Here is a 23,381-nt window from a genome sequence, read left to right as displayed (position 1 = left end):
TCTGCGTTCCGAAAGACAGGAGAGTCCCCTTGCGCTTCAGCGTCATGTTCTTCGCCTCCGGTGAGGCGGTCCCGCAGGAGACCTGCCGGACGGTGCTGGAGACCAGCCGTCTGGCCGACATTCACGGCCTGGACGCGGTGTGGACTCCCGAACGGCACTTCGACCAGTTCGGCAGTGTGTTCCCCAACCCGGCGCTCACCAGCGCCGCGCTGGCCACCGCGACCGAACACATCCAGCTGCGGGCCGGCAGCCTCATCTCTCCGCTGCACCACACGGTGCGCATCGCCGAGGACTGGTCCGTCGTCGACAACTGGTCGTCCGGCCGTGCGGCAGTCTCCTTCGGCTCCGGCTGGAACGCCAACGACTTCGTGCTGGCCCCCGACGCCTACGAGTCGCGGCACCAGGTCATGCTGGAGCAGATCGACACGGTGCGCGCCCTGTGGCGAGGCGAGGACGTCGAGCTCCCCAACGGCACCGGGCAGCCCTTCGCGGCACGCCTGCACCCCAAGCCCGTCCAGCCGGAACTGCCGATCTGGATCACCTCGTCGGGGAACCCTCGGACCTTCCAGGACGCCGGTGCCCGCGGCCTCAACGTGCTGACCCACCTGATCGGCCAGAACCTGGACCAGCTCGCCGAGAAGGTGGCCCTCTACCGCAAGGCCCGCGCGGACGCCGGCTTCGACCCCGCCACCGGGACGGTCTCCCTGATGCTGCACACCCACCTGGACGCCGACCCGGAGGCCGCCGAGGCCCGCAGCCGCGCACCGTTCCGCGACTATCTGCGCTCCGCGGTGAAGCTGGAGCTCCGGGCCGCCCAGGGCGGCGGCACCATCAGCGGCGGGCATGTCCTGCCCGACGACGAGATCCCCGAGGACCTCCTCGAGGAGTTGCTGGACGCCACCTACGAACGCTATCTCCGGGGCGGATCCCTGATCGGCTCCCCGGACACCTGCCGGGGCATGGCCGACCGGGTGGCGGCGGCGGGTGTCGACGACATCGCCTGTCTGCTGGACTTCGGCGTGCCCAGCGAGCGGATCCCCGCGGTGATCCCACTGATCGCCGCGCTCGCCGGCGAGGGCAGCCGCGGACGTGAGGTCGTCGAGAGTGAGCACTGACCTCGCCCTGTGGGCACGCCTGCGCGATGTGCTGCTGCTGCAACGGCGTGAGACCAGACTGCTCCTGGCGAGTGTGACCGCCGACTCCTTCGGCACCGGCATCTTCACGGCGACTTCGGTCCTGTTCTTCACCACCGTCCGGGGCTTCAGCGTGTCCGCCGTCGGCCTGGCGATCTCCCTGGGCAGCCTCTGCGCGTTCTTCCTCGGCCCCCGCATCGGCGCCCTCGCGGACCGGGTCGGGCCGCAGAAGAGCCTCATCGTGCTGTTCGGCGTACGCGCCGTGGGCTACGGCCTGTACCTGCTCGCCGAGCAGTACTGGCTGTTCGTGGTGCTCGCCTGCGTCGTGACGACGGCCGACCGGGCCAGCCCTGCCATCAACCAGGCTCTGATGGGCCGACTGTTCGAGGCCAAGGACCGGGCGACGATCCTGGGCACCGTGTTCTCGGCGCGCAACGGGGCGATCGTCCTCGGGTCGCTGGCCGCCACCCTGCCCGTCGTCACCGGCTCCAGCGCCCTGTACCTGGTGGGGATCGGGGTCAACGCCGCGTCCTTCATCGTCGCCGCGCTCCTCGTGGCCCGGCTGCAGGTCCCGGAGGCGGAGCCCGCGGCCACCGGCCGGGACAAGGAACGCCGCGGCGGGGCCTCCCCCCTGCACGACCGGCGGTACCTGGCCATCACGGTCGTCAACGGTGTGGCCCAGACGCACAACACGATCCTGTCCCTGGTGCTGCCCCTGTGGATCGTCCACGCCACCAGCTCTCCCAAGTGGAGTCTCACCGCGCTGCTCGCTCTCAACGGCGCGCTGGCCATGGCGGCTCAGGTACCGGTGAACCGGATGTTCGCCGACTTCTCCGCCGCCCTGCGCGCGTCGGCGCTCGGCGGTGCCGCCGTATGCGCCGCGTGTCTCGCCTACGCCGGGGCCGGAGCGGTGGGCGACGCCTGGGTGGCGCTCGCCGTCCTCGTGGTCGCCATGCTCGCCCACACGGCCGGGGAGAGCCTCTTCATCGCGAGTACGCCGCTGTCCTTCGAGCTCGCCCCGAAGGAGTCGCTCGGACGGTATCTGTCCTTCTACAACCTGGGCCGGGTGGGCCAGGACCTCGTCGGGCCGCTGCTGATCGTGGGGCCGCTCGTGGACCGGGGCACCCCCATATGGCTGCTGGTCGGCGTGGTCGTGCTGCTCGGCGGCCTCGCGCCGTGGGCTCTCCTCAAGGACGACGCGCTCGCCGCGAACGGGCGGTCGACGCGGTGAGCGCGCCCACCTCCGGGTACCGGACCGCGACGCAGGCACCCGATCCGGCGGCGTCCGGCATCGTCGGTGTGCTCGGCGGCATGGGGCCGGCCGCCACGGCGGACTTCTTCGCGAAGCTGGTGCGGGAGACGCCCGCCGTCAGTGACCAGGAGCATCTGCGGACGCTGGTGTGGTCCGACGCCACCGTGCCGGACCGCACCGACGCCATCCTGGCGGCCGGGCCCAGCCCGCTGCCCCGCCTGCTCGAAGGGGTCCACCTGCTCCAGTCCGCGGGGGCCGCGATCATCGCCATGCCCTGCAGCACCGCTCATGCCTTCCTCCCGGACCTGCGGCGGGCCTCGGCCGTCCCCATCCTCAGCATGATCGACGCCAGTGTGCGCCGGCTGCGCGCGGCCGCGCCGTCGGTCTCCCGGGTGGGGCTCCTCGCCACCACCGGCACGCTGGTGACAGGCCTGTACCAGGAGAGTCTGCGCGAGCAGGGCATCGACGCGGTCGTCCCCCCGCCGCTGCTTCAGCAGCGGTCCGTGATGCGGGCCGTGCGACTGATCAAGGCCGGCGAGCTGGAGGCCGCCGAGCAGGCACTGGCCCCGGCGGTCAGAAGCGTCGCCGGGGCCGGAGCGGGCATGATCGTCGCAGCATGCACGGAACTCCCCCTGGTGCTCGGTCACCGGGCCGAGAACCTCCCCGTCTTCGACCCCACCACGGCACTGGCCCAGGACGCCGTGGCGCTCGCCAGGCGGCGTCTTCCGCGCCCCGACCACACGAAGGAATGACCATGAACACGCGTGTCTGTCTCGTCTCGCCCAAACCCCCGATGCTCCAGCGGGCCAGGCGGCTGAAGCTGGACGTGGTCTGCGTGTACACCCCCGAGGAGTTCCGCAAGCTCCCCGCCGACGCCGTGCACGACGAGATCTGCCTGGTGCTGCGGCACCAGTCCGACCCGCGGGAGCTGGTGGACTCCGTCCGCGCGCTGCACGACCGTACGCCGTTCTCGGCCGTCGTGACCGTTCAGGAGGAGGGCGTCATCACCAACGCCCTGCTCAACGACGCCCTCGGCCTGAACGGTGTCTCCGCCGAGACCGTCGCGCTGCTGACCGACAAGTGGCGCATGCGCCGGCACACCGCGGAGCACGGCGTCAGCACCGTGCGGGCGGCCGTCGCGTCGAGCCTGGAGGACATCAGGGAGTTCGGTGCGGCCCAGGGATACCCGTTGATCGCCAAGCCGCTGGGCGGCTCCGCGAGCATCGGTATCCACAAGATCGACAGCGCCGAGGCGGCCGAGTCCGCCTACGCCGCGCTGAGTGGGCTCGACCTGAGGCAGTTCCTGCTGGAGGAGTACCTCGAAGGCCCGGAGATCAGCGTGGACGCTCTCTCCTTCGACGGCCGTCATGTGCCGATCGCCATCGCGGACAAGATCACCGGGACCGGCTTCGTCGAGTTCGGACACGTCATCCCCGCCCAGCTGGACCCCTCCCTGGAGGAGGAGGTGTGCCGCACGGTGTCCGAATTCCTGGACGCGGTCGGCCTCCGCAGCGGTCTGTCGCACACCGAGCTGAAGCTCACGCCGACCGGGCCCCGGGTGGTCGAGAGCCACAACCGGCGTGGGGGCGACCGGATCAACACCATGACGCACGCCGTCCACGGCATCGACCTGGAGGAGGCCGGCCTCGCCTGGGCCACGGGTCAGCTCCAGCCGCTCATCGAGCGTCCCGCGGCCAAGGGCGGTGCGGCTGTCGTCTTCTTCGAGGCCGAGCCCGGCCGACTGGTCGCCGTCGAGGGCGCCGACGAGGCGCGCTCCCACGCCGGTGTCGTCGAGTTCCACCTCAACTTCGAGGTGGGCCAGCTCATCCCGCGGGTCCGCTGGTCGCTGGACCGGGCCGGGTATGTGGTGGTGACGGCCGGGACGGCACAGGCCGCTCGGGACCTGGCCCAGTCGCTGGCCTCCCAGGTGCGGTTCGTGACCGAGCCCGACCCGGCGGCCGAGGAGGACGGTGCGCAGGGACTTCGCCGTTACCGCGACCTCGTGGCAGAACTCAATCAGGTCCCCCACGTCGATGCCCTGACGTGACGAAATGACCTGCGAACCGGGCAGGGCGACACCCTTCCGCGGGATCGCCCTGCCCGACTCTCCACAAGTCGTGCCGCACACGGCGCATGCACGATGGGCCTCTCCCTTCCGTTTCCGTCGCAACACCGCGGCAGATCATCAAGGCTGTCCGCGGTCCAGATCACGTGCTGAACGCCGACGCCGCCCAGAGCGCGGGTGATCCCGCCTGACGGCGGTCTCTCGAGGTACGTCAACCGGCGAGCGAGGCGAATCCGCCGATCAGGGCACCGTAGGCGATGTGGGCCGACACGGAGACGATCGGTGTGCTCGGGCCATAGTTGAGCATCAGGAAGCCGGGGGGTTCGAGCAGCGCCACATCCGGAGCGCTGGTCAAGGGGCTGCCCATGCGGGGGTGAACGAGCGGCAGCAGAGTGTTCACCAGCGCCGTGACCGCGAAGAGCCCGTGGACCAGGCCGAACAGCGCGCCCAACCACCAGCCGGCGTGATGGATGGCCAGGAAGACGGCATAGTAGACGAAGGCGAAGATCTGCCCGTTGGCGAAGTGCATCAGATACCCGAGGGCCTTCGCGCGGGTGCGGTCGACGGTCACCGCCGTGCCGAGCAGGAACGGCAGATCCATGCGGGTCAGGCTCAGGGCGCTGGCCGCGCGCAGCGCGGTGGTCAGAACGAGCGTTCCGATGAATCCGCCTGCGGCGATGCCTGCCGGGTTCACCGGGCGGCCCCGCTCAGACCGGCGTCCATGGCGGTGGCCGCGCTGATCAGCGCCAGATGGCTCAGCGCCTGGGGGAGGTTGCCGAGGAATGCACCGTCGGCCGGGTCGATCTCCTCGCTGTACAGGCCGACGTCGTTGGCCAGCGCCACCAGGTCGTCCATCAAGGTGGCGGCACGTTCCACGCGCCCGGTCCGTGCCAGGGACTCCGCCAGCCAGAACGAGCAGGCCACGAAGGCCCCCTCGCTTCCTCTGACGCCGTCTTCACCGGAGTACCTGGCCACATACGGGCCGTCGCGCAGTGTGCGATCGATGGCGTCCACGGTGGAACGCAACCGTGATGGGGCGCCGTCATAGCCGTACAGCAGGCCGAGCAGCACGGCGGCGTCCAGGTCCTCGCTCCCGGCGGACCGTACGTAGCAGGCGCCGCGCTCCGAGAAGCACTGGTTCTCGATGAACCGGTGGATCTCCAGGCGGGCGGCGCGCCAGCGAGGCGTGTGTCGATCGGGGATCAGTCGCCGTCGTGCCAGATCGATGGCCCGGTCGAGCGCCACCCAGCACATCATCTTGGACTGGGTGAAGTGCACAGGCGTGCTGCGGACCTCCCAGATGCCGGAGTCGGGCCGCTGCCATTCGGCGCAGACGAAGTCAGCCAGTTCCGCCAGTCTGCGGGCCACGTCCGTGTCCAGCCGCCCCGTCGCGCCGGCATACAGCCAACCGGTATGCAGCAACTCGCCGTAGGTGTCCAACTGGACCTGCTCGGCGGCCGCGTTGCCGGTCCGCACCGGAGCCGAGCCTCGGTAGCCGGCCAGTGGAAGGACCCGTTCGCGGGCGGGGGTTCCGCCGTCCAGCCGGTAGAGGACCCGCAGCCGGGGGTGGGTGAGCTGGGAGGCGTGCATCAGCCACCAGAAGTAGGCATGTGCCTCGGCGGGGCACCCGAGTCGCAGGAACGCGTCCAGAGCAAAGGCGGAGTCCCGGATCCAGGAGAACCGGTAGTCCCAGTTGCGTTCGCCAGGTATGAACTCCGGAAGGGAACAGGTTCCCGCGGCGGCGACCGCGCCGGACTGGGCGAAGACGAGCAGCTTCAGTGCGAGCGCGCTGCGGGAGACCGCCTCCCTCCAAGGACCGGTGTACTCCCGTGAGCCGGCCCAGCGGCGCCACGCCTGGCACGTGTGCTCCATTCTCGCCTCGCACTCGCTTCGGGCAGGCAGAACGAGCGGCTCCTGGTGGGCGAACGGCAACGCGATCAACGCGTCGGTGCCTTCGCGCAGGTCGAACCGGCCTGCGACCTCACCGTCACGGCACTCCACCGGGCCGACATCCCAGCCGCACACAGCCAGCGCGTCGGCACCATCGATGGCCACCGGGACACCCCGGCGCCATTCCATGCGCGGGGCGCGAGAGCCGTAGCCGTACCGGGGCTGTACGCTCCAGCGCATCGGCACGGTGCCCGACACACCGTCGAGCTGTCGCTGCAGCTCCCGCACCGGGGTGAGCGCCAGGTCGTCGTCCAGCGAGAGCGCGTCGGTGACCCTTGCCGTCCCCCGCTCCGTCCTGAATGTCGTCTCCAGTACGTTCGTGCCGGGCAGGTATCTGCGGGTCACCTGGTACGGCTCCTCGGGCTCCAGCTGGAACCGGCCACCACGAGAGGCGTCCAGAACGCCGGCGAAGACCGTCGGCGCGTCCAGGTCCGGCAGCCCCAGCCAGTCGACCGAACCGTCCGCGGCGATCAAAGCCACGGTCCGGCCGTCACCGATCACCGCGTAGTCACGCAGAGGCACGTAGCCGTCCACCCGAGCCGTCCGGCGCGCTGGTGCGGCCCGGCCGGTCCCGGATCGACCGTCAGCCTCCATGGCTCCACCTTCCCACCGGTCACATCGTCCCGCTCGCCTGCCGGCAAGCACGCGGTACCGGCCGCGGCACGGCACGGCACGGCACGGCAGCCGAGTGGTACGGCAGCGCTCTGTGCGGCAGACGTCGCCCCTCTCTTCCCCCGTGGTTCGACCACTGCCCCTGACAGTGGAGTCGGCGCCGTCCGCCATCGTGCCCCGAGCCTGCTCCACGTGCGGTCCACGCGGCAGGGGGAAGCCGGTCGCGGCGGTCCTCTCGGACGGAAGCAGGCAGCGCCCGTTGCGGCCCGCTTCCGACCAGGGGAGCGCGTAGTGTGACAGGGCAGGGCGACGTGATGACGGCGCCGGGAGGAAGCACCATGGCGCACGACCCGTGGCAGCGGCGAGACCGGGCCCGGCACCGGGTGGCCTCACGGCCACCGCGGCGTGCTCTGGACCGGCAGCAGCTGCGGCACCTGCTGGACGGGATCGCGGCCGTCAGCGCCAACCTGGATACCCGCGGCATGCTGCACCACATCGTGGAGGCGGCCACCGACCTCGTCGCCGCACGCTATGGGGCACTGGGTGTGCTCGACGAGAGCGGCAAGGTCATCGACCTGATCACCGTGGGCATCGACGACCCGCACCTGTGCGCTGTCATGGGCCTGCCGCAGGGCCACGGCCTGTTGCACACCATGGTGGACGACCGGGAACCGTTGCGAGTGGCGGATGTGCCCACGCACCCTCGTTCGGCCGGCTTTCCGCCCGGCCATCCGGTGATGCGGACCCTGCTGGGCGTTCCCCTCATGGTGCGCGGCACCGTCTACGGAGACCTCTACGTCGCCGACAAGAGGGACGGCACACCTTTCGACGACGACGACGAGGGCCTGCTGACGGCGTTGGCCAGTGCCGCTGGCGTCAGCCTCGAGAACGCCCGCCTGTACGAGCACCTCAAGCACGCCGCCGAGCACTTCCAGCGCCGCATGCTGCCCGTACTTCCCGACCTGACGCCGCTCGAGGTCGCCGCCCGTTACGAACCCGCCTCCGAGCTGCCCAGGCTGGGCGGGGACTGGTACGACGCCATGGTCCTGCCTGACGGCGCCACCTGGGTAGTGGTGGGTGACGTGACCGGCCACGATGTGGAGGCCGCCCCGCTGATGGGGCAGATCCGCAACATGCTGCGGGCGATCGCCCTCGACCGGGCCGAACCGCCGGGCATGATCGTGTCACGGCTGGACCGGGTCCTGACGATGTTCGACGAACCGCCCACGGCCACGCTGGTGCTCGGCCGCATCGAGCGCGACCCCGCGGACGGCGGCCGGTACACGTTCGGCTGGAGCAACGCCGGGCATCTGCCGCCACTGCTGGTCGGCGCGGACGGCAGCACCCGCTACCTGGCACCCGCCCGTCACGGAATCCCGGTGGGCATCGAGGCGTCCGTCCCCCGGTTCAGCCACAACCATCCCCTCGCCCCCGGCAGCACCCTGCTGCTGTTCACCGACGGGCTGGTCGAGCGCCGTGACCAGGACATCGACACCGGACTGGACGGCCTGGCCGAGCAGGCCGCCCACCTGGCCACGGCCCCGTTGGAGGAGCTTTGCGACGCCCTGATCAGCCGCAACCGGCAGGTGTTCGACGACGATGTAGCCCTGCTCGCCCTGCGCACCCCCTTGGCCGGCCCAGCACGGTGAGAGGCCCACGCCCTGCCTCCCGGCATGCCCTGCCGTCTGACGGGCGGTGGGCCTGAGGAGGCCTCTCAGGTGGGCAGGAGAGTGCGCGGGGCGCAGGGCAGGATGCCGACGTGGCGGTAGTCGTCGGCCTCGGTGGGCGTGTCGATGCGAGCTCTCGCGCTGAACCGGACCGTGGGACCGCCGACGGCGCGGCGCGAGCACGGCCACGGCCGCCTGCCGGAGTGCGCGTGTCCGATGGCGCGCATTCGCCTGCCCGGAGAACCCATCCGATGATGAGACGGACAGATGTTCCTCAATGGGCACGGAACGGGCACGATGAGGCGCCTCCTCCCCCACTCCAGCCGAGAGGGTCGCGATGAAGGTCAAGGAGATCATGACGACGCCGGTCGTCACGGTCACCGAGGACGCGGCGGTTTCCGCCGTCGCGGCCGTGCTGCACGGCCGCCGGATCAGCGCCGTCCCCGTCCTCGACGCCGCAGGCGCGGTGGTCGGCCTGGTCAGCGAGTACGACCTGTTGGCCCGGGCGGGAGGCAACGCCGGGCAGGTGATGACCCAGGCCGTGGTCAGTGTCACCGAGGACACCGACGTCGACGACGTCCGCCATCTGCTGGTGGAGCGGCGCATCCGGCGGGTCCCCGTGCTGGCCGGAGGCCGCCTGGTCGGCATCGTCAGCCGGTCCGACGTGGTGGCCCTGCTCACCACGGAGTGGGCCTGCCGGGTGTGCGGCGAGACCGTCCGCGGCGAGCATCCGCCCGCCCGCTGCCCCAAGTGCCATGCCGCCGACCGTTTCACCGCCCAGGAGGCGCCGCCCGGCAGCTGAGAGATCCGGCCGCACCGACGCAAAGGGATCCGCCACGATGACCGGAACAACACCGGCGCACGACCCGGCCGCCGACACCGCGGGCACGGCCCGCCCCGCACCCGCCGCCCCCTTCACCGCCGATGAGGCCGAGGCCCTGCGCGGTTACTACCGCCGGATGGCGCTGATCCGCTCCTTCGAACTGCGGGCGGCGGAGATGTACACGCGGGCGAAGATCGGCGGCTACTGCCATCTCAACCTCGGTGAGGAGGCCACCTGCGTCGGTCTGATGGCCGCGCTGCGCTCCGCCGACCATCTCTTCACCACCTACCGCGAGCACGGTTATGCCCTCGCGCGCGGTGCCGATCCGAGGCGGGTGATGGCCGAACTCTTCGGCCGCACCACCGGGCTGTGCGGCGGGCGTGGCGGCTCGATGCACCTGTTCGACACCCGGTCGCGCCTGCTGGGCGGCTACGGCATCGTCGGCGGCCAGCTGCCCCCGGCCACCGGCGCCGCCCTGGCGATCTCCTACCGCGGCGAGCCGGGGCCGGACGGCGAAGCGGTGATGTGCCTGCTGGGGGACGGCGCCACCAACATCGGGGCGTTCCACGAGTCCCTCAACCTCGCCGCGGTATGGCATCTGCCCATCGTCTACGTCATCGTCAACAACCAGCTGGGCATGGGTACTCCGGTCGCGGCGGCGGCCGGCGAGCCGGAGCTGTACCGCCGCGGCTGTGCCTACCGCATCTCCGGAACCCGCGTCGACGGCGGCGACGTCCTCGCGGTCCGCGACGCCGCCCGCACCGCCCTGGAGCAGGCGCGCAGCGAGCATCGCCCCCGGCTGCTCGAGGCGGTCGGCTACCGGTTGCGCGGCCACTCCGTCGTCGACCCGGCCCGCTACCGCACCACGGAGGAGACCCGGCAACTGAGGGAGAAGGACCCCGTTCCCGCCTTCCGCACCCGTCTGATCGAAGGGGGCCTCCTCACCCCCACGGACGCGGCCCGCATCGACGAGGCGGCCGATGCGCAGGTCACCGCCGCGGTCGACTTCGCCGACGCCAGCCCGTCCCCGTCCGTCGACACCCTCTTCGACCACCAGTACGCCACCGCGGTCGCCAACACCTTCCGGGGCCTGCCCGGCGACCCACTGCCCGGCGCCCCGGACGATGCCCGCGGGCAGAGGGAGGGATGAGCGGTGCCCCAGACGGTCACCTACCGCCAGGCCCTGCACGACACACTGCGCGCCGAACTCCTGCGGGACGACGACGTTCTCCTGATCGGCGAGGAGATCGGCGTGTTCGAGGGCTCCTACAAGATCACCGCCGGGCTGCTCGACGAGTTCGGCCCCCGCCGCATCCGCGACACCCCCATCTGCGAGGAAGGCTTCACCGGCGCCGCGGTCGGCGCCGCCATGCTCGGCCTGCGCCCGGTCGTGGAGATCATGACCATCAACTTCAGCCTGCTGGCCATCGACCAGATCATCAACCACGCGGCGAAGATGCACGCCATGTTCGGCGGCCAGGTCTCGGTGCCGATGGTGATCCGCACGCCGGGCGGCGGCGGACAGCAGCTGGCCGCCACCCACTCCCAGAACCTGGAGGTCTTCTACGCCCACGTCCCCGGCCTGAAGGTCCTCGCCCCCTCCACACCCGCCGATGCCAAGGGCCTGCTCGCCTCCGCCGTCCGCGACGACGATCCAGTGATCTTTCTGGAGAACCTGGCGCTGTACAACACCAAGGGCGAGGTGCCCGACGGTGACCACACCGTGCCGATCGGCACCGCCGCCGTCACCAAGCCCGGCCGCGACGTGACCATCGTCGCCTACTCCCGCGCGGCCGTCATCGCCCTGGACGTCGCCCGCCGCCTCGAGGAGGAGGGGATCTCCGCGGAGGTGGTCGACCTGCGCAGCCTGCGGCCGCTGGACAGGCCCACCGTGTGCGCCTCGGTCCGCAGGACCGGGCGGGCCATCGTGCTCGAGGACGACTGGCTCAGCTACGGCATCGGCGCCGAGATCGCCGCCACCGTCCAGGAGGGCGCCTTCGACCACCTCGACGCCCCCGTTCGCCGGGTGGCCGCCGCCGAGGTTCCCCTGCCGTACGCCAAGTCCCTGGAGCGGGCCGCCCTGCCGGATGCCGCCGCCCTGACCCGCACGGTGCACGACGTCCTCGAGGCCACCGGGTTCCCGCTCGAGCCCCTGCCGTCCGAACGCGGTTAGGAGACCCGTTCATGCCCGAGATCCTCATGCCCCGGCTCTCCGACACCATGGAAGAAGGCACCCTCGGCCGCTGGCTCAAGCACGAGGGCGAGCAGATCCACAAAGGCGACGTCATCGCCGAGATCGAAACCGACAAGGCCGTCATGGAGCTCGAGGCATACGACGAGGGCCCACTCACCCGCACTCTCGTGCCCGAAGGCACCACCGTGCCCATCGGCACCCCGGTCGCGGTCATCGGCGAGCCCACCGCACCCCCGCCAGAACCAGCCCCCGCGCCTGCGCAGCCCCAGCCCCAGCCCCAGCCCCAGCCGACCGATACCTCAGCCGAATCCGCAGCACCGCCGGCCACGTCCGCGGAACCGTCCCGGCCCGCAGCCGCCCCACGAGTCCCGACTCCGGCGGCGCCCACCCGGGTCGCGTCCTCCCCACTCGCCCGCCGCCTGGCCCGCCACCACGGCATCGACATCGCCTCCCTCACCGGCAGCGGACCCGGCGGCCGCGTCGTACGCGCCGACGTGGACGCGGCCGTCGACCAGGGCGACGCACATCCCGCTCCCCGCCCAGCGGCCGGCGCGCCGTCCACGGCAGCACCGGCCGCGGCGAAGCCACCCGTTGGACCCGTCGCCGAAGCCGACGAGGCCGTAGAAGTCCCACTCACCACCGTGCGCCGCCTCACCGCCCAACGGCTCACCGACAGCGCTCAGCAGGCCCCTCACTTCTACCTCACGACCATCATCGACGCGCAGCCGCTCCTGGCCTTCCGCGCCGACCTCAACACCCGCCTCGGCGACCGCGGACCGCGCATCAGCGTCAACGACCTGATCATCAAGGCGTGCGCCACGGCACTGCGGGACCACCCGGAGATGAACGCCTCCTGGGACGACACCCGCATCCTGCGCCACCGCCGCATCCACATCGGCATCGCCGTCGCCCTCGACGACGGACTGACCGTCCCCGTCATCCACGACGCCGACCGCACGACCCTCACCGACATCGCCCATGAAGCGCGCGGCCTCACCGAAAAGGCCCGCAACGGACACCTCACCCTGGACGACCTGACGGGCGGCACCTTCACCATCAGCAACCTCGGCCCCTACGGCATCGACCACTTCACCGCCGTCATCAACCCCCCGCAGGCCGCGATCCTCGCCGTCGGCACCGCCCACCCCCAACCCGTCGTCCGCGACGGCGAACTCGCGGCCGGCACCGTGATGGCGCTGACCCTGTCCGTCGACCACCGGGTCCTGGACGGCGCCACCGGTGCTCTCTTCCTCGCCGACCTCAGGGAACTGCTCGAACAACCCCTGCGCGTCGTCGTGTAGGAGGGCATCATGGCTGGACGGCGATTCAGCCTTGCCTATATCCGGGCGGCGGCTGGAAATCGGGAGGGTGCGGCGTCCCTCCACCGGGAGGCTGCCGACCCTGGCAACCCGGGGGACATGAACGAGGACGTACGTATGCGTCGAGAACATCGGCCCTTGGGCCTGGATCCGGACGGCACGCCCACCTCCCCACGGCAATCGTCTACCGAGCAACAGCCCTGGGTGTCGCTCAGGGCGGGCAGCGACGACAGGTCGTGATCGTCCCTCAGCTCGACGGGTGGGGCCAGTGTTTCAGGCTTCCGGGTGAGGGAGTGGACTGCGTCGCTTCCGCTGTTGAGGGGTAGATGTCGTAGCTCTCGCGCATGCCGCTGAGGTCGAAGAGCCTGAGTATCCGGCTGGAGACGGACGCGATACGCAGCGAGCCTTCGTGTTCACGGATGCGTTTGGTGATCGCCACGATCACGCCCAGCCCCATCGAGTCCATGAAAGGGACGAAGCCCAGGTCCAGGACGAAGTGACGGTGACCCTCGTCGAGGAGCTTGATCACTCCTTCCCGGATCATGGGGGCGGTGTGGGTGTCCACGTCACCGTCGACCTCGACCACGCTCCAGTCGTTGACCACGTCATAGCTCACCATCATGCTCTCGCGCCGGATGATGTTCGTTCGCATTGCCTTCCCTCTTCACGTCTGCGGGCGGCGCACCATGCCGGCACGAGGCCGACACGATGCGGCGGCGTCGGCCGGGCAGGGCCGATCGCAGCCTGGGCAAGGGCGAGTGCGCGTGAACGACGACCACCGCCACTGCCGGTTCCTCATGTGCCGATCACCGGGTCTTACTCGGCCAGCCACTCGGCGAGGACAGCGGCCTGGCTGTGGTCCACGTCCTTGGTGGCGGTCAGCAGCATGATCTTGTCGTGTGCGGCCAGGTCACGCAGATGTTCGGCGGCCTCGCGGTGCCCGGCGTCGCGCAACTCCGCCAGGTAGCGGTGGCGGAACTCGGCGAAGCGGCCGGGCTCGTGGCCGTACCACTTGCGCAGTTCGCTGGAGGGGGCGACGTCACGCAGCCACTCGTCCAGATGCGCGTCCTCCTTGCGCATGCCCCGGGGCCAGACCCGGTCGACCAGCACGCGCTTGCCGTCCTGAGGCGCGGTCTCCTCGTAGACTCTGCGACAGGTGATCCGTTCGGCCATGATGGTGCCCTTCCAGATCGGTCGACCGCCCCGGCCTTGATCGGGTGGACAGGTCCGTGCCCTACTGCGGAGCGGATGGTTCCGACTCGTCCACTTTATCGGGGACAGGTCCTGCGAACCCGTCGGGATCCCGTCGGGTCACCCATGACGATCGCCGTCCGAGCGCAGAGCTACGGAGTCCGTTTCGGCGTATTGACGTGACGAGGAGCCGGATGTGCCCAGCAGACGTCTCCTGCCCGAATCACACGATTTTCCCGCTCGGACGGCTCCCCTGGTGGGCTCCCCGAGCGAACTGGACGCGGCGGTGGCCACCTGCCGGGCGTGCCCCCGGCTGGTGGCCTGGCGGGAGGAAGCCGCCAGGGTCAAGCGCAGGGCGTTTCAGGAATGGGAGTACTGGGCACGTCCCGTGCCCGGCTTCGGCCCGCCGGACGCACCCCTGGCCATCGTCGGTCTGGCTCCGGCCGCGCACGGAGGCAACCGCACCGGACGGATCTTCACCGGTGACCCGTCCGGCGACGCTCTGTACGCCGCCCTCTACGACATCGGGCTGGCCTCTCAGCCGACCGCCACCCACCGGGGCGACGGGCTGGAACTGCACGGGGTGCGGATCACGATGCCGGTGCACTGCGCACCGCCCGACAACCGGCCCACCACCACCGAGCGCGACACCTGCCGCCCGTGGCTGGCCCGAGAACTGGAACTCCTGCTACCGACCCTGCGGGCCATCGTGGTGCTCGGCGGCTTCGCCTGGCAGGCACTGCTGCCCGTGCTCACGAGCGCGGGCTGGCAGCTGCCCCGCCCTCGCCCGGCCTTCGGACACGGCGCCGAAGCCCTCCTCACCGACGCGACCGGTGAACGGCGGATGCATCTGATCGGCGGATACCACCCCAGCCGGCGCAACATGTCCACCCGGACCCTGACCCCCGCGATGCTGCGGGACGTGCTGCACCGGGGAGCCCTGATCGCCGGGCTGCCACAGGATCCGCAGCGCCCGTAGCCCCACCGCCCTTCCGTGTGGTCCGACAACCGGACGTCGATGAGGGAGCGGTCGGAGGGCGGACGGTGATCCCGGGCCTCCCGCACTCAGGACGCGTCCGCACGCCCCAACGGCCCTGGTAGCGGTGAGTTCGTACGAGGACAGCTCCGCCAGCGGCACGGGGCAGATACCGGCAGGGGCCCGGTCTGACGGCACTGCCTGACATCGGAACCCGACTGCTTGCGGCGGCGAAAGCGCTCGCCTGCCGACGGATCGGCGGGGGTGTGGACGGGCGGGTCTCGATCGAGGTCGGCCACGCTGCGTGGACGCGCCGCCATCGCCAACGCCCGCATCGCCTACGAGCACGGCCACCGCCGTCCAAGGGACACCTGCGGGGCAAGCAGGACCGCGACACGATCTTCGTCCACCCGGATAAGTACGCCGACCGGGCCATCGACGCGGCGGGGCGGCCCTGCTCGGTGCCGCCCCTTGGGGGAGGCCGCGGTTGCGGCAGTCATCGTCAGCCCGTTCCGAGGATGACCGTGCCGGCGGGTGAGGGGGCGGGCCCACGCCGGAGCGCGGGCCCCGCACACCGTCAGGACGTGTGGACCGTGAAGCCCTGCTTCTTGGCGTACGTGGTGAGCCGCGTCTGCCAGGTGCCCAGCGCCCGGGAGGTGTTGGTACGGTCGGCGAGGGACTTGCCGACCGTCTCGGTCCAGTCCGTGGCGGCCTGGTCGAGGAACGGCGGCCACTTGAACGTGGAGTTCACCGTGGAGCTGACGTCGGCGAACACCTGGTTGACCCTCTGACCGCCGTAGAAGGACGGAGCGCTGCTCAAGAAATCGGTGTCCGCGAGCAGCGCCTTGGTCGCCGGGAAGAAGAACTGCTCGGTGGCGAACATCTTCGCGCTCGCGGGGTCGCCGTTGAGGAACTGGGCGAACAACGCCGCCGCGATCGGGTTCTTGCTGGTCCTGACGACCGCGGTCGTCGAGCCGCCCCAGTTGCCCGAACTCGGCTCGGCGGAGTCCCACCGCGGCAGGGGCGCGGCCCGCCACCGACCGGCCGTGGACTTGGCCGACCCCGACAGGAACGCCGGGCCCCAGGCGGCCGTGATCCAGGTGGCGTACTTGCCCTTGTTGAGCGCGGCGTACCAGGAGTCGGCGAAGTCGGGCTCGGTCCCGATGACGCCTTCCTCCGCGAGGCCGCCCCAGAAGTCCCCGAGCATCCGGGACAGGGAGCCGTCGACGTTGATGCTGACCTCGCCCTCCCCGGACGTCGCATAGGGCTTGGCACCCGCCTGCCACAGCAGACCGTGCCAGGCCGCGGCCTCGTTCGCCGCCAGGTTGGTCATATAGACGTCAGGGTCGGCCTTGTGGAGCTTGCGCGCCGCGGCGGCGAACTCGTCCCAGGTCGTGGGCACCTTGATGTCGTGCTTGTCGAAGATGTCCTTGCGGTACAGCAAGCCCATCGGACCGGTGTCCTGGGGGATCGCCCAGACCTCGCCGTGCGGTCCGCTGACCTGCCCCCAGGTCCAGTCGACGAATGTGTCCTTGAGCGCGGCGGCGCCGTAGGGGCTCAGGTTCAGCAGGCTGTTCGTGATCGTGAACGTCGGGATCGCCTGGTACTCGACCTGCACGGCGTCGGGGGCGCCGCTGCCGGCCTTGAGCGCGGTGCGCAGCTTCGCGTAGTGGGCCACGCCCTGGCCGGCGTTGACGGCCTTGACCTTGATGGCCGGGTACTTCTGCTGGAAGAGCGCGATCTCCTTGTCGATGTTCGGAACCCACGTCCAGAACGTCAGCTCGGTGGGCGTCTTCATCGCCTTGTCGATGTCGGCCTGGCTGACCGGGTCGGACGCGGCGGCGCCGTCCGATCCGCCTGTGCCGCCGCAGGCGGACAGCGTGGTGGCGAGGGTAAGAGCGCCGGTCGCGGCGAGGAAGCCACGTCTGTTCAGGGAGGTTGAGGAGACGTCGGTGAAGAATCTGGACATGGTGAACTCCGCAGAGCGTAGGGAATGGGTGCGCACCGGTCGGCGGCGCGCCGTGGGCGATGCCAGCGGATGACCGGCGTGAGAGGCGGGGTGCGGCCGGCCGGAGGCGAGGGGTTCTTCGCGGGTCCGGCGCCCGTGCCCGTCAAGGTCCTCGACCGGCGAAGGGCTCACGCGAGTGAAGGCATGAGAGGGGCGGAGGGCCCGGGCGGCGATCGGACCGAAGAGAGGCGCCCAGGCCTCGCCCCTGGTGACGGGCGCTGCGAGACCGGATTGCAGATGGATCGGCTCGCTCGCCCAGGTGCGAGTGGTGGAGCAGGTGAGGGTGACCGCGGGCGACGAGCTGTGGATGGGCCGGTCTGCCCCGGGTGACCGGGAGCGGGGTCGGAGCGGTGTCAGGCCCTGATGGGCGGACCGTCCGGGGTCGTCCGGTTCGGCGGGGGCGCCGTCGAGGCACGCACGACGAGGTCGACCGGTGGGTCGTGCACGGCGATCGGGTTCTCGTCAGGGTTCTCGATGGCGTGGACCAGACGCCTGATGCCGTCCTGCGCCGTCGCGTCGAACGGCTGGCGCACCGTTGTCAGAGGAGGCGAGACGTAGGCGGCCACCGGAATGTCGTCGAGGCCGACGACACTGACGTCCTGCGGTACGCGCCGACCGGATTCCAGCAGCCCGCGGATCAGACCGATGGCCATGTCGTCGTTTGCGGCGAAGACCGCCGTGACGTCGTCGGCGTCGACCAGCCCGCGGCCCGCCCGGTATCCCGATGCGGCGGACCAGTCGCCCACCAGGGCAGGCGGTTCGCGTCTGCCGTGCGCGGCCAGCGTCGCCCGCCATCCCTCGAGGCGGTCCCGGGCGGCATACCAGCGTTGCGGACCGGCCAGGTGGTGGACAGTCACGTGCCCCAGCTGGAGCAGGTGCTCGGTGAGGGCCGCTGCCAGCCGGTGCGAGACCAGCCCCGCGGTCACCACTCGATGAACAGCGAACGGCGGCGGTGCGCCGAGGACAAGGACCGGCACGTCCAGGCGGGCGGTGAGGTCCTCGCCCCCCTCCTCGTCTATCGGCTCGGAGATGACGATGCCGTCCACACCCTGATCGAGGAGCGAGTCGACGGCGCCGGCGATACCCGCGGCGTCACCCTCCACCGTGTTGACCACACGGAGCGCGTAGCCGGTGTCGCGGACGGCACGCTCGACTCCCATCAGCAGCGAGGCCGGACCGTACAGAGCGGTTCCGAGCGTCACCACGCCGATGGACCGGGTCCGTCCGGAGGCCAGGGCCCGGGCGGCATGGTTCAGCCGGTATCCGAGCCCTTCGGCGGCTTCGAGAACGCGCCGGCGCACCTCACCGGAGACGTACTGTTCCCCGTTCATGACCCGGGACACCGTCTTCTGTGAGACACCCGCCACGCGCGCCACGTCGACGCTGCGAGGTGCGGTACCTGCGCTGCGACTTGCCAGTCGTGCCATGGGTGTCTCCTGATCTCCGGCAGTCGGCAACGCCCGTCTCGCATGTCTGCGCTGTCATGACTGCGCAGACATATCTACGCACTCGAAGCTGAGACGTCAAGAGTCCGCGCAAACTCCCGCAATCGAGAAATTCACCCGGCGCGACTTCGCGCTACGACTCCCGTACAGACACAAGGGGCACGCGCATCCTGTTCTCCAATGGATGGCAGAACAGCGACACGCTGACGCCGAGGGGCAGATGACCGGCCGCGCACCCTCGCGATCAGCGAAGCCGGGCATGGCCGACGCCTCGCGGACGAGCGGATTCAGGAACACCCGGGCGGCGAGGCGGGCACCATCGAGGCCGACCAGGGAGGGGCGCTTACGGGCCCGGTCGGGGACAGTGCGATATCGCCCTCGCGGGCCACTGCGGCAGCCTCCGACGTGCGATCACCACCCCCGGCCGGGGTCGTTGCGGCTCCGCGGGTCGTCAAGCCGAGATCTCACAGGACAGTTCAAAGCCCTGCAAGGTGGTGATCCGGAGATGGCTGCCACTGAAGTCGACGTCGCCGGCGTTGGGGCCAGCTACGACGATGCAACGCAGACCGGCGGCTCGGGCGGCTTTCAACCCTGGCAGGGAATCCTCGAAAGCGAGTGCCTCATGGGGGCTCAACCGGAGGCGCGACAACGCCTCCAGAAAAAGATCGGGAGCGGGCTTCGCGTTCGGCACGGCGTCGCGTGTGACCACATGGGCGAAGCGATCGAGGATCCCGAACTGGCGCAGATAGGGTACGACGGACTCGCGGCCCGAGCTGGAAGCGACCGCGCATCGGAGACCGTGTGCCGCCGCTTGGTCGAGCAGTTCGATCACACCCGGCAGCGGAACGGACTCCTCCATCAGCTCGCGGAACATCGACTCGCCGTCCGCCTCGAAGGAGTCCCGCAGCGCGGGATCCCCGACGAGTGCCGCAAGCTCCTCGAACGGGTCGAACTCCGCCAGAGTGGCACCGACCCCTCTGAGCCAGTCGTCCTGGGACAGTACAGCGCCGTGTCCGGAGTACATGCTGCTGAGGACGTGGTGCCAGATCGACTCGCTGTCGGCGATCAACCCGTCGAAGTCGAGGATCAGGCCTCTGACCACGTCGCCTCCGGTGTGATGGGATCGACGTCGTCACAAGGCGCGGACGCGGGCCGCAGCATCCAGGCGAAGATCGCTCCGACCGTGTACAGCAGGAAGATGACGACGAAGAGCAGCCGGGGCTGCGTGTCGTACAGAAGTGCCGCGACATAGCCGGAGGGAATCGCCATCATGGCGGTCACGCTCTGCAGGGCGCTGAACATCGCGGCCCGGTTCCTGTCATCGAGTGTCCCCACGATGATGGTGTCGCGATAGGACTCCGTGAGGAACACGCCGGCGGCGATCAGCGTGCTGCTCAGCATCAGCAGGAAGACTCCATGCCTCGGCACCAGCAGGAACAGCAGCCAACCCGCAGCGCTCAGCGCGAGGGCCGTTCGGGCGGTGTTCACGACGGAGCGTCCCCGCAGCCGGGGCAGCAACAGCAGGAAGCAGACCAGTGCCACGGCTGCGGTCAGCGCCGGGATCCAGGAGATGGTGTCGGCGCCGATCCCGAGGTTGTCCGCCAGGTAGACGACCTGGAAGACGTTGATCGTCACTGCCAGGCTGGTGGCGATGTACAGACCGACGAGAGGCCACATCCGGCGCTGTCGTGACAACTGCCAGAACAGCCGTAGGTTCGTGGCGACACTGCGGGCCATGCCGGTGGAACCGCGCCGCTTCATGGCGGCCTTGCCCGCGACCGTCTCGTGGACCAGGCGGTGACGCCAGACGAAGAGGACGAACATCATGACCGCGCCGACGCCGTAGATGACCCGCAGGGTGGAGACCACGCCGTACTGCCCCATGAGGGCACCGGCGATCGGGGTAAGAAGCCCAGCACCCATGGCAATCAGCTTTATCGCGGCGAAGACACGGGGCTGGCCCTCCTCCGGAGTGTCCTCGGTGGCGAGGAGGTTGAAGGAGGTGTTGACGATGCTTGCGCAGGCGTTGAACAGAGCGGCGATCAGGAAGATCCAGAAGTTCGTCGCGATCGCCCAGAGCGCCATGGGCAGCGCCCAGCCGATCAGGTCGAACACGAGGGATGTCGTCCTGCGCCCCAGCCGGTCGGTCACGGCTCCGGCGATGATCTGGAAGAGAAAGGCGGCGTAGAGGTTCGCTGACAGGATGACACCGATGGAGAGATTGCTCAGTCCGACGGACTTCATGTAGAGCGTGGCGTAGTAGAGCACGACCGTCCCGGTCAGCGCCCACAACGGTTCGAGAAGGACGCAGTACCTGGCGTTCGGAGGCAGGTCCTTCAGCAGGATGGATCTCACGAGGGGTCCGTTCTGGGAAGCCCGGATGCGCTCCGCCGCGCGAGGGCAGAGCGCCGGGCGTCGGTCAAGAGAGGAGAAGCGCCTTCACAGTGGTGAGAGGGCGAGGCTCGCCCGTGGCGGAGTCCACGCCCGTGGCCGCCTCGAACGCTTCCATGAAGTGTTCGAGAGGAACCTCCGTGGTGACCATTCGCTCAAGTTCCGGCAGTCGACGCGCGAATTCCATCGCTGGTCCGATGGCGTCGTGCAGGGGTACGGCCCCCACGATGCTGATGCCGTTGTCGATCAGATCCACCGGCTTCACCGCGGCCGTGTAGCTGTCGTCGCAACCCAACGGGACCACCCTCCCGCCCTTCGCCACGTAGGACAGAGCGGTCTCGATCTGATTGCCCACGGCGTCGATCACGATGTCGAAGCGGCGGCCGCCGTTGACCTCGCGGAGCAGCGACGGTGTCAGCTCGTCGGGAGAGACGACGTGGTCGCTGATGGTGCGGGCGAACTCGCGCCGGAACGGGCTGAGGTCTGTGGCGACCGTCAGGCGGGCGAGTTTCATGCTGATGCTCTGGCAGAGCAGTCCGATCGGCCCACTGCCAAGGACGAGGACCGAGTCTCCCGCCGTGACCTGAGCCTTCACCAGCCCGTTGAGCGAACAGCCCAGAGGTTCGATGAGACTCGCTGTCCGCCAACTCATGGAGTCGGGTATCCGGTAGAGGTACCGCTCGTGTCCGACGTAGTAGTCGGCGAACGTTCCCGGGAGCGAGTAACCGACCTGGTGGTCCTCAAAGCGTTCGCAGTAGCAGTAATGGCCGACCCTGCACGCAGGGCACAGCCCGCAGGACTGGGTCGGGTTGATCACGACCCGGTCGCCGGCCTTGAGGCCGGCGACGGCCGGGCCGACCTCTGTGACGGTGCCCACGCCCTCGTGGCCGAGAATCGTGCCCTCCTGCCCGATGGCGTACTTACCCTGAACGATCTTGAGATCACTGCCGCAGACGCCCGTGCCGTACATCCGGACCTTCACGTCGTGAGCGTGAACCAAACCGGGTTCGGGTACCTCGCGCAGTTCCACTTTGCCGGCGGTGACGTACACCAGAGCCTTCATCGTGCGGTCCTTCTCTGGGAGGGCGTTACGGACGACGCGGGGGGCCATTCACGGAGTGTGGTCAGCAGCGCCGACTCGACCGTCTCCAGTTCCTCGGGGCCATGGGCGTCCGAGAAGACCAGATAGCCCTTGGAGAAGATCCGCTTCCTTGCCAGCACGCGGATCAGGTGCTCGCGGAACGGATCCGACCAGAAGTCGGCGATGCCGCGGCTGCGCAGTGCGAAGCTGGCGTGGGTTCCCTCCACGACCAGTTCGGTATCGAGGCCCAGACGTGTGATCTCCGCGTTCAGGCGATCGAGCATCACTGCCGTGCGGTCGCGCCAGGTGGGCCAGAGGGGCGTACGGCTCATGAGGTCCTCGCACGCCAGCGCGGCCGCCAGCGCCAGGCATTCACTGGAGTGCGCGTTGCTGAACTTGGTGTGGGTGGCCTGGTCCATGAGCTCGGCCGGGCCGAGCACAGCGGCCAGGGGGAGGCCGTTGGCCATTCCCTTGGAGATGCACATCAGGTCCGGCCACAGACCGTATTCCCCAGCCGTGGCCTGGCGGCCCATACGGATGCCGGAGGTCACTTCGTCGAAGACGACGACGGCCCCGGCCCGGCGGCATGAGCTGACCGCGCGTCGCAGGTCCGCAACTGCCCAGGTGTTCGGGCAGAGAACCACTGCGGCACATGCTCCCCATGTCTGCGCCAGGACGCTTTCCAGGGCCGCCGGGTCGGATCCGCCCACCCAGCGGGTGGTGTCCGCGACGGAGTCCGGGATGCCGAGCGGGCCCGGCTGCCGGCCGTAGTGGCCGTAGGCAGACCAGTCGTGCCAGCCGTGGTAACTCGTCGCCACGACGATCTGGCGGCCGGTGGCGGCGCGGGCGATGCGCAGCGCACCCGTCACCGCGTCGGCACCGCTCTTGCAGAAGCGCAGCGCGTCGTACCGGCCGAACCGCTGGAGCACCCGGTCCGCGACCTCGGCCTCGAGCGGGGCGGGCAGCGAGAAGGAGACACCGCGCCGAAGTTGGGCGACGACGGCTTCCTCCACTTCTCTGCGAGCGTGTCCCCACGGGACGGTTCCCATGGCCATTTCGCAGTCGAGCCAGGTGTTGCCGTCGATGTCCTTGAAGTAGGCGCCGTTCGCCTCCGCGCAGCAGATCGCGGTCGTTCCGGGCAGGACCCGTGAGGGCGACTTCGCGAGCGTGCTGCAACCGGCGGGGATGATGCGTTCACTCTTCTCCAGCCAGCGCAGGCTGAGCGGGAAGTCGACCGGGAGCAGGTCGGATGATGCGGCGGGCTCCATGGGGGA

General features: G+C 70.0%; 20 protein-coding genes. 10 read left to right on the top strand and 10 right to left on the bottom strand.

Annotated elements, in window-relative coordinates:
- Positions 1 to 29 precede the first annotated feature (29 nt).
- Genes C6376_RS24575 through C6376_RS24560 form a run of 4 tightly spaced genes read left to right on the top strand, consistent with a single transcriptional unit; the run spans position 30 to position 4,432 of the window.
- Entirely contained in the window at positions 30 to 1,115 is a 1,086-nt protein-coding gene (locus tag C6376_RS24575; protein WP_216825605.1) for a MupA/Atu3671 family FMN-dependent luciferase-like monooxygenase, read from the top strand.
- Positions 1,105 to 2,364, top strand: coding sequence for an MFS transporter (locus C6376_RS24570; protein WP_107445422.1), 1,260 nt, complete (start codon positions 1,105 to 1,107; stop codon positions 2,362 to 2,364). The genes C6376_RS24575 and C6376_RS24570 overlap by 11 nt, the downstream gene beginning before the upstream one ends.
- Positions 2,361 to 3,137, top strand: a complete 777-nt coding sequence (locus C6376_RS24565; RefSeq protein WP_254076030.1) for an aspartate/glutamate racemase family protein — start codon at positions 2,361 to 2,363, stop codon at positions 3,135 to 3,137. Before C6376_RS24570 ends, C6376_RS24565 begins: the two co-directional genes overlap by 4 nt.
- A 2-nt stretch (positions 3,138 to 3,139) precedes the next feature.
- The gene (locus C6376_RS24560; protein WP_107445420.1) at positions 3,140 to 4,432 is read left to right on the top strand and encodes an ATP-grasp domain-containing protein; all 1,293 of its coding nucleotides are present in this window, start codon (positions 3,140 to 3,142) and stop codon (positions 4,430 to 4,432) included.
- 229 nt (positions 4,433 to 4,661) lie between these two features.
- On the opposite strand, the gene C6376_RS24555 is transcribed toward C6376_RS24560, so the two are convergent.
- Positions 4,662 to 5,144, bottom strand: a complete 483-nt coding sequence (locus tag C6376_RS24555) for a hypothetical protein (RefSeq protein WP_107445419.1) — start codon at positions 5,142 to 5,144, stop codon at positions 4,662 to 4,664.
- Entirely contained in the window at positions 5,141 to 6,922 is a 1,782-nt protein-coding gene (locus C6376_RS24550; RefSeq protein WP_254076029.1) for a glycoside hydrolase family 15 protein, read from the bottom strand. Before C6376_RS24550 ends, C6376_RS24555 begins: the two co-directional genes overlap by 4 nt.
- Positions 6,923 to 7,350: 428 nt before the next feature.
- On the opposite strand from C6376_RS24550, the gene C6376_RS24545 reads away from it, so the two are divergent.
- From C6376_RS24545 to C6376_RS24520, 5 genes are all read left to right on the top strand, one after another.
- Positions 7,351 to 8,661, top strand: a complete 1,311-nt coding sequence (locus tag C6376_RS24545) for a PP2C family protein-serine/threonine phosphatase (protein ID WP_107445417.1) — start codon at positions 7,351 to 7,353, stop codon at positions 8,659 to 8,661.
- A 373-nt stretch (positions 8,662 to 9,034) separates the two neighbouring features.
- Positions 9,035 to 9,481: a CBS domain-containing protein gene (locus C6376_RS24535; protein ID WP_216825603.1), complete on the top strand. Its 447-nt coding sequence runs from the start codon at positions 9,035 to 9,037 to the stop codon at positions 9,479 to 9,481.
- A gap of 37 nt (positions 9,482 to 9,518) precedes the next feature.
- Positions 9,519 to 10,652 carry a pyruvate dehydrogenase (acetyl-transferring) E1 component subunit alpha gene (pdhA, locus tag C6376_RS24530; protein WP_107445414.1) on the top strand — a complete coding sequence of 378 codons (1,134 nt, stop codon included), beginning with the start codon at positions 9,519 to 9,521 and terminating at the stop codon, positions 10,650 to 10,652.
- Between the two features lie 3 nt (positions 10,653 to 10,655).
- The gene (locus tag C6376_RS24525) at positions 10,656 to 11,675 is read left to right on the top strand and encodes an alpha-ketoacid dehydrogenase subunit beta (RefSeq protein ID WP_107445413.1); all 1,020 of its coding nucleotides are present in this window, start codon (positions 10,656 to 10,658) and stop codon (positions 11,673 to 11,675) included.
- 11 nt (positions 11,676 to 11,686) lie between these two features.
- A complete protein-coding gene (locus tag C6376_RS24520) occupies positions 11,687 to 12,997 on the top strand; it encodes a dihydrolipoamide acetyltransferase family protein (RefSeq protein ID WP_107445412.1) in 1,311 nt (436 codons plus the stop codon).
- A 265-nt stretch (positions 12,998 to 13,262) separates the two neighbouring features.
- Here C6376_RS24520 and C6376_RS24515 read toward each other — a convergent pair whose 3' ends face one another.
- On the bottom strand, positions 13,263 to 13,667 hold the full coding sequence (locus C6376_RS24515; RefSeq protein WP_107445411.1) for an STAS domain-containing protein: 405 nt from the start codon (positions 13,665 to 13,667) through the stop codon (positions 13,263 to 13,265).
- 164 nt (positions 13,668 to 13,831) lie between these two features.
- On the bottom strand, positions 13,832 to 14,188 hold the full coding sequence (locus tag C6376_RS24510; RefSeq protein ID WP_107445410.1) for a DUF488 domain-containing protein: 357 nt from the start codon (positions 14,186 to 14,188) through the stop codon (positions 13,832 to 13,834).
- Between the two features lie 232 nt (positions 14,189 to 14,420).
- On the opposite strand from C6376_RS24510, the gene C6376_RS24505 reads away from it, so the two are divergent.
- The gene (locus C6376_RS24505; protein WP_254076403.1) at positions 14,421 to 15,185 is read left to right on the top strand and encodes a uracil-DNA glycosylase; all 765 of its coding nucleotides are present in this window, start codon (positions 14,421 to 14,423) and stop codon (positions 15,183 to 15,185) included.
- Positions 15,186 to 15,759: 574 nt separating this feature from the next.
- On the opposite strand, the gene C6376_RS24500 is transcribed toward C6376_RS24505, so the two are convergent.
- From C6376_RS24500 to C6376_RS24475, 6 genes are all read right to left on the bottom strand, one after another.
- On the bottom strand, positions 15,760 to 17,151 hold the full coding sequence (locus C6376_RS24500; RefSeq protein WP_107445408.1) for an ABC transporter substrate-binding protein: 1,392 nt from the start codon (positions 17,149 to 17,151) through the stop codon (positions 15,760 to 15,762).
- A 392-nt stretch (positions 17,152 to 17,543) separates the two neighbouring features.
- Entirely contained in the window at positions 17,544 to 18,617 is a 1,074-nt protein-coding gene (locus tag C6376_RS24495) for a LacI family DNA-binding transcriptional regulator (protein ID WP_107445407.1), read from the bottom strand.
- 469 nt (positions 18,618 to 19,086) lie between these two features.
- On the bottom strand, positions 19,087 to 19,737 hold the full coding sequence (locus tag C6376_RS24490; RefSeq protein WP_107445406.1) for an HAD family phosphatase: 651 nt from the start codon (positions 19,735 to 19,737) through the stop codon (positions 19,087 to 19,089).
- Entirely contained in the window at positions 19,722 to 20,990 is a 1,269-nt protein-coding gene (locus tag C6376_RS24485) for an MFS transporter (protein ID WP_107445405.1), read from the bottom strand. Before C6376_RS24485 ends, C6376_RS24490 begins: the two co-directional genes overlap by 16 nt.
- Before the next feature lie 64 nt (positions 20,991 to 21,054).
- Positions 21,055 to 22,089, bottom strand: coding sequence for a zinc-binding dehydrogenase (locus tag C6376_RS24480; protein WP_173985720.1), 1,035 nt, complete (start codon positions 22,087 to 22,089; stop codon positions 21,055 to 21,057).
- A complete protein-coding gene (locus tag C6376_RS24475; protein ID WP_107445404.1) occupies positions 22,086 to 23,375 on the bottom strand; it encodes an aminotransferase class III-fold pyridoxal phosphate-dependent enzyme in 1,290 nt (429 codons plus the stop codon). The genes C6376_RS24480 and C6376_RS24475 overlap by 4 nt, the downstream gene beginning before the upstream one ends.
- Positions 23,376 to 23,381 lie beyond the last annotated feature (6 nt).

The sequence above is a fragment of the Streptomyces sp. P3 genome, from assembly GCF_003032475.1.
Classification (GTDB): Bacteria; Actinomycetota; Actinomycetes; order Streptomycetales; family Streptomycetaceae; genus Streptomyces.
Note: the sequence above shows the minus strand (reverse complement) of the source record. Positions and strands in the feature narration are given on the sequence as shown.

Excerpts from the sequence above, each read along its gene's own strand:
- C6376_RS24480 (WP_173985720.1), bottom strand. The coding sequence starts at position 22,089 with ATGAAGGCTCTGGTGTACGTCACCGCCGGCAAAGTGGAACTGCGCGAG.
- C6376_RS24475 (WP_107445404.1), bottom strand. The coding sequence starts at position 23,375 with ATGGAGCCCGCCGCATCATCCGACCTGCTCCCGGTCGACTTCCCGCTC.
- C6376_RS24500 (WP_107445408.1), bottom strand. The coding sequence starts at position 17,151 with ATGTCCAGATTCTTCACCGACGTCTCCTCAACCTCCCTGAACAGACGT.
- C6376_RS24515 (WP_107445411.1), bottom strand. The coding sequence starts at position 13,667 with ATGCGAACGAACATCATCCGGCGCGAGAGCATGATGGTGAGCTATGAC.
- C6376_RS24495 (WP_107445407.1), bottom strand. The coding sequence starts at position 18,617 with ATGGCACGACTGGCAAGTCGCAGCGCAGGTACCGCACCTCGCAGCGTC.
- C6376_RS24535 (WP_216825603.1), top strand. The coding sequence starts at position 9,035 with ATGACGACGCCGGTCGTCACGGTCACCGAGGACGCGGCGGTTTCCGCC.
- C6376_RS24510 (WP_107445410.1), bottom strand. The coding sequence starts at position 14,188 with ATGGCCGAACGGATCACCTGTCGCAGAGTCTACGAGGAGACCGCGCCT.
- C6376_RS24545 (WP_107445417.1), top strand. The coding sequence starts at position 7,351 with ATGGCGCACGACCCGTGGCAGCGGCGAGACCGGGCCCGGCACCGGGTG.
- C6376_RS24520 (WP_107445412.1), top strand. The coding sequence starts at position 11,687 with ATGCCCGAGATCCTCATGCCCCGGCTCTCCGACACCATGGAAGAAGGC.
- pdhA (WP_107445414.1), top strand. The coding sequence starts at position 9,519 with ATGACCGGAACAACACCGGCGCACGACCCGGCCGCCGACACCGCGGGC.
- C6376_RS24560 (WP_107445420.1), top strand. The coding sequence starts at position 3,140 with ATGAACACGCGTGTCTGTCTCGTCTCGCCCAAACCCCCGATGCTCCAG.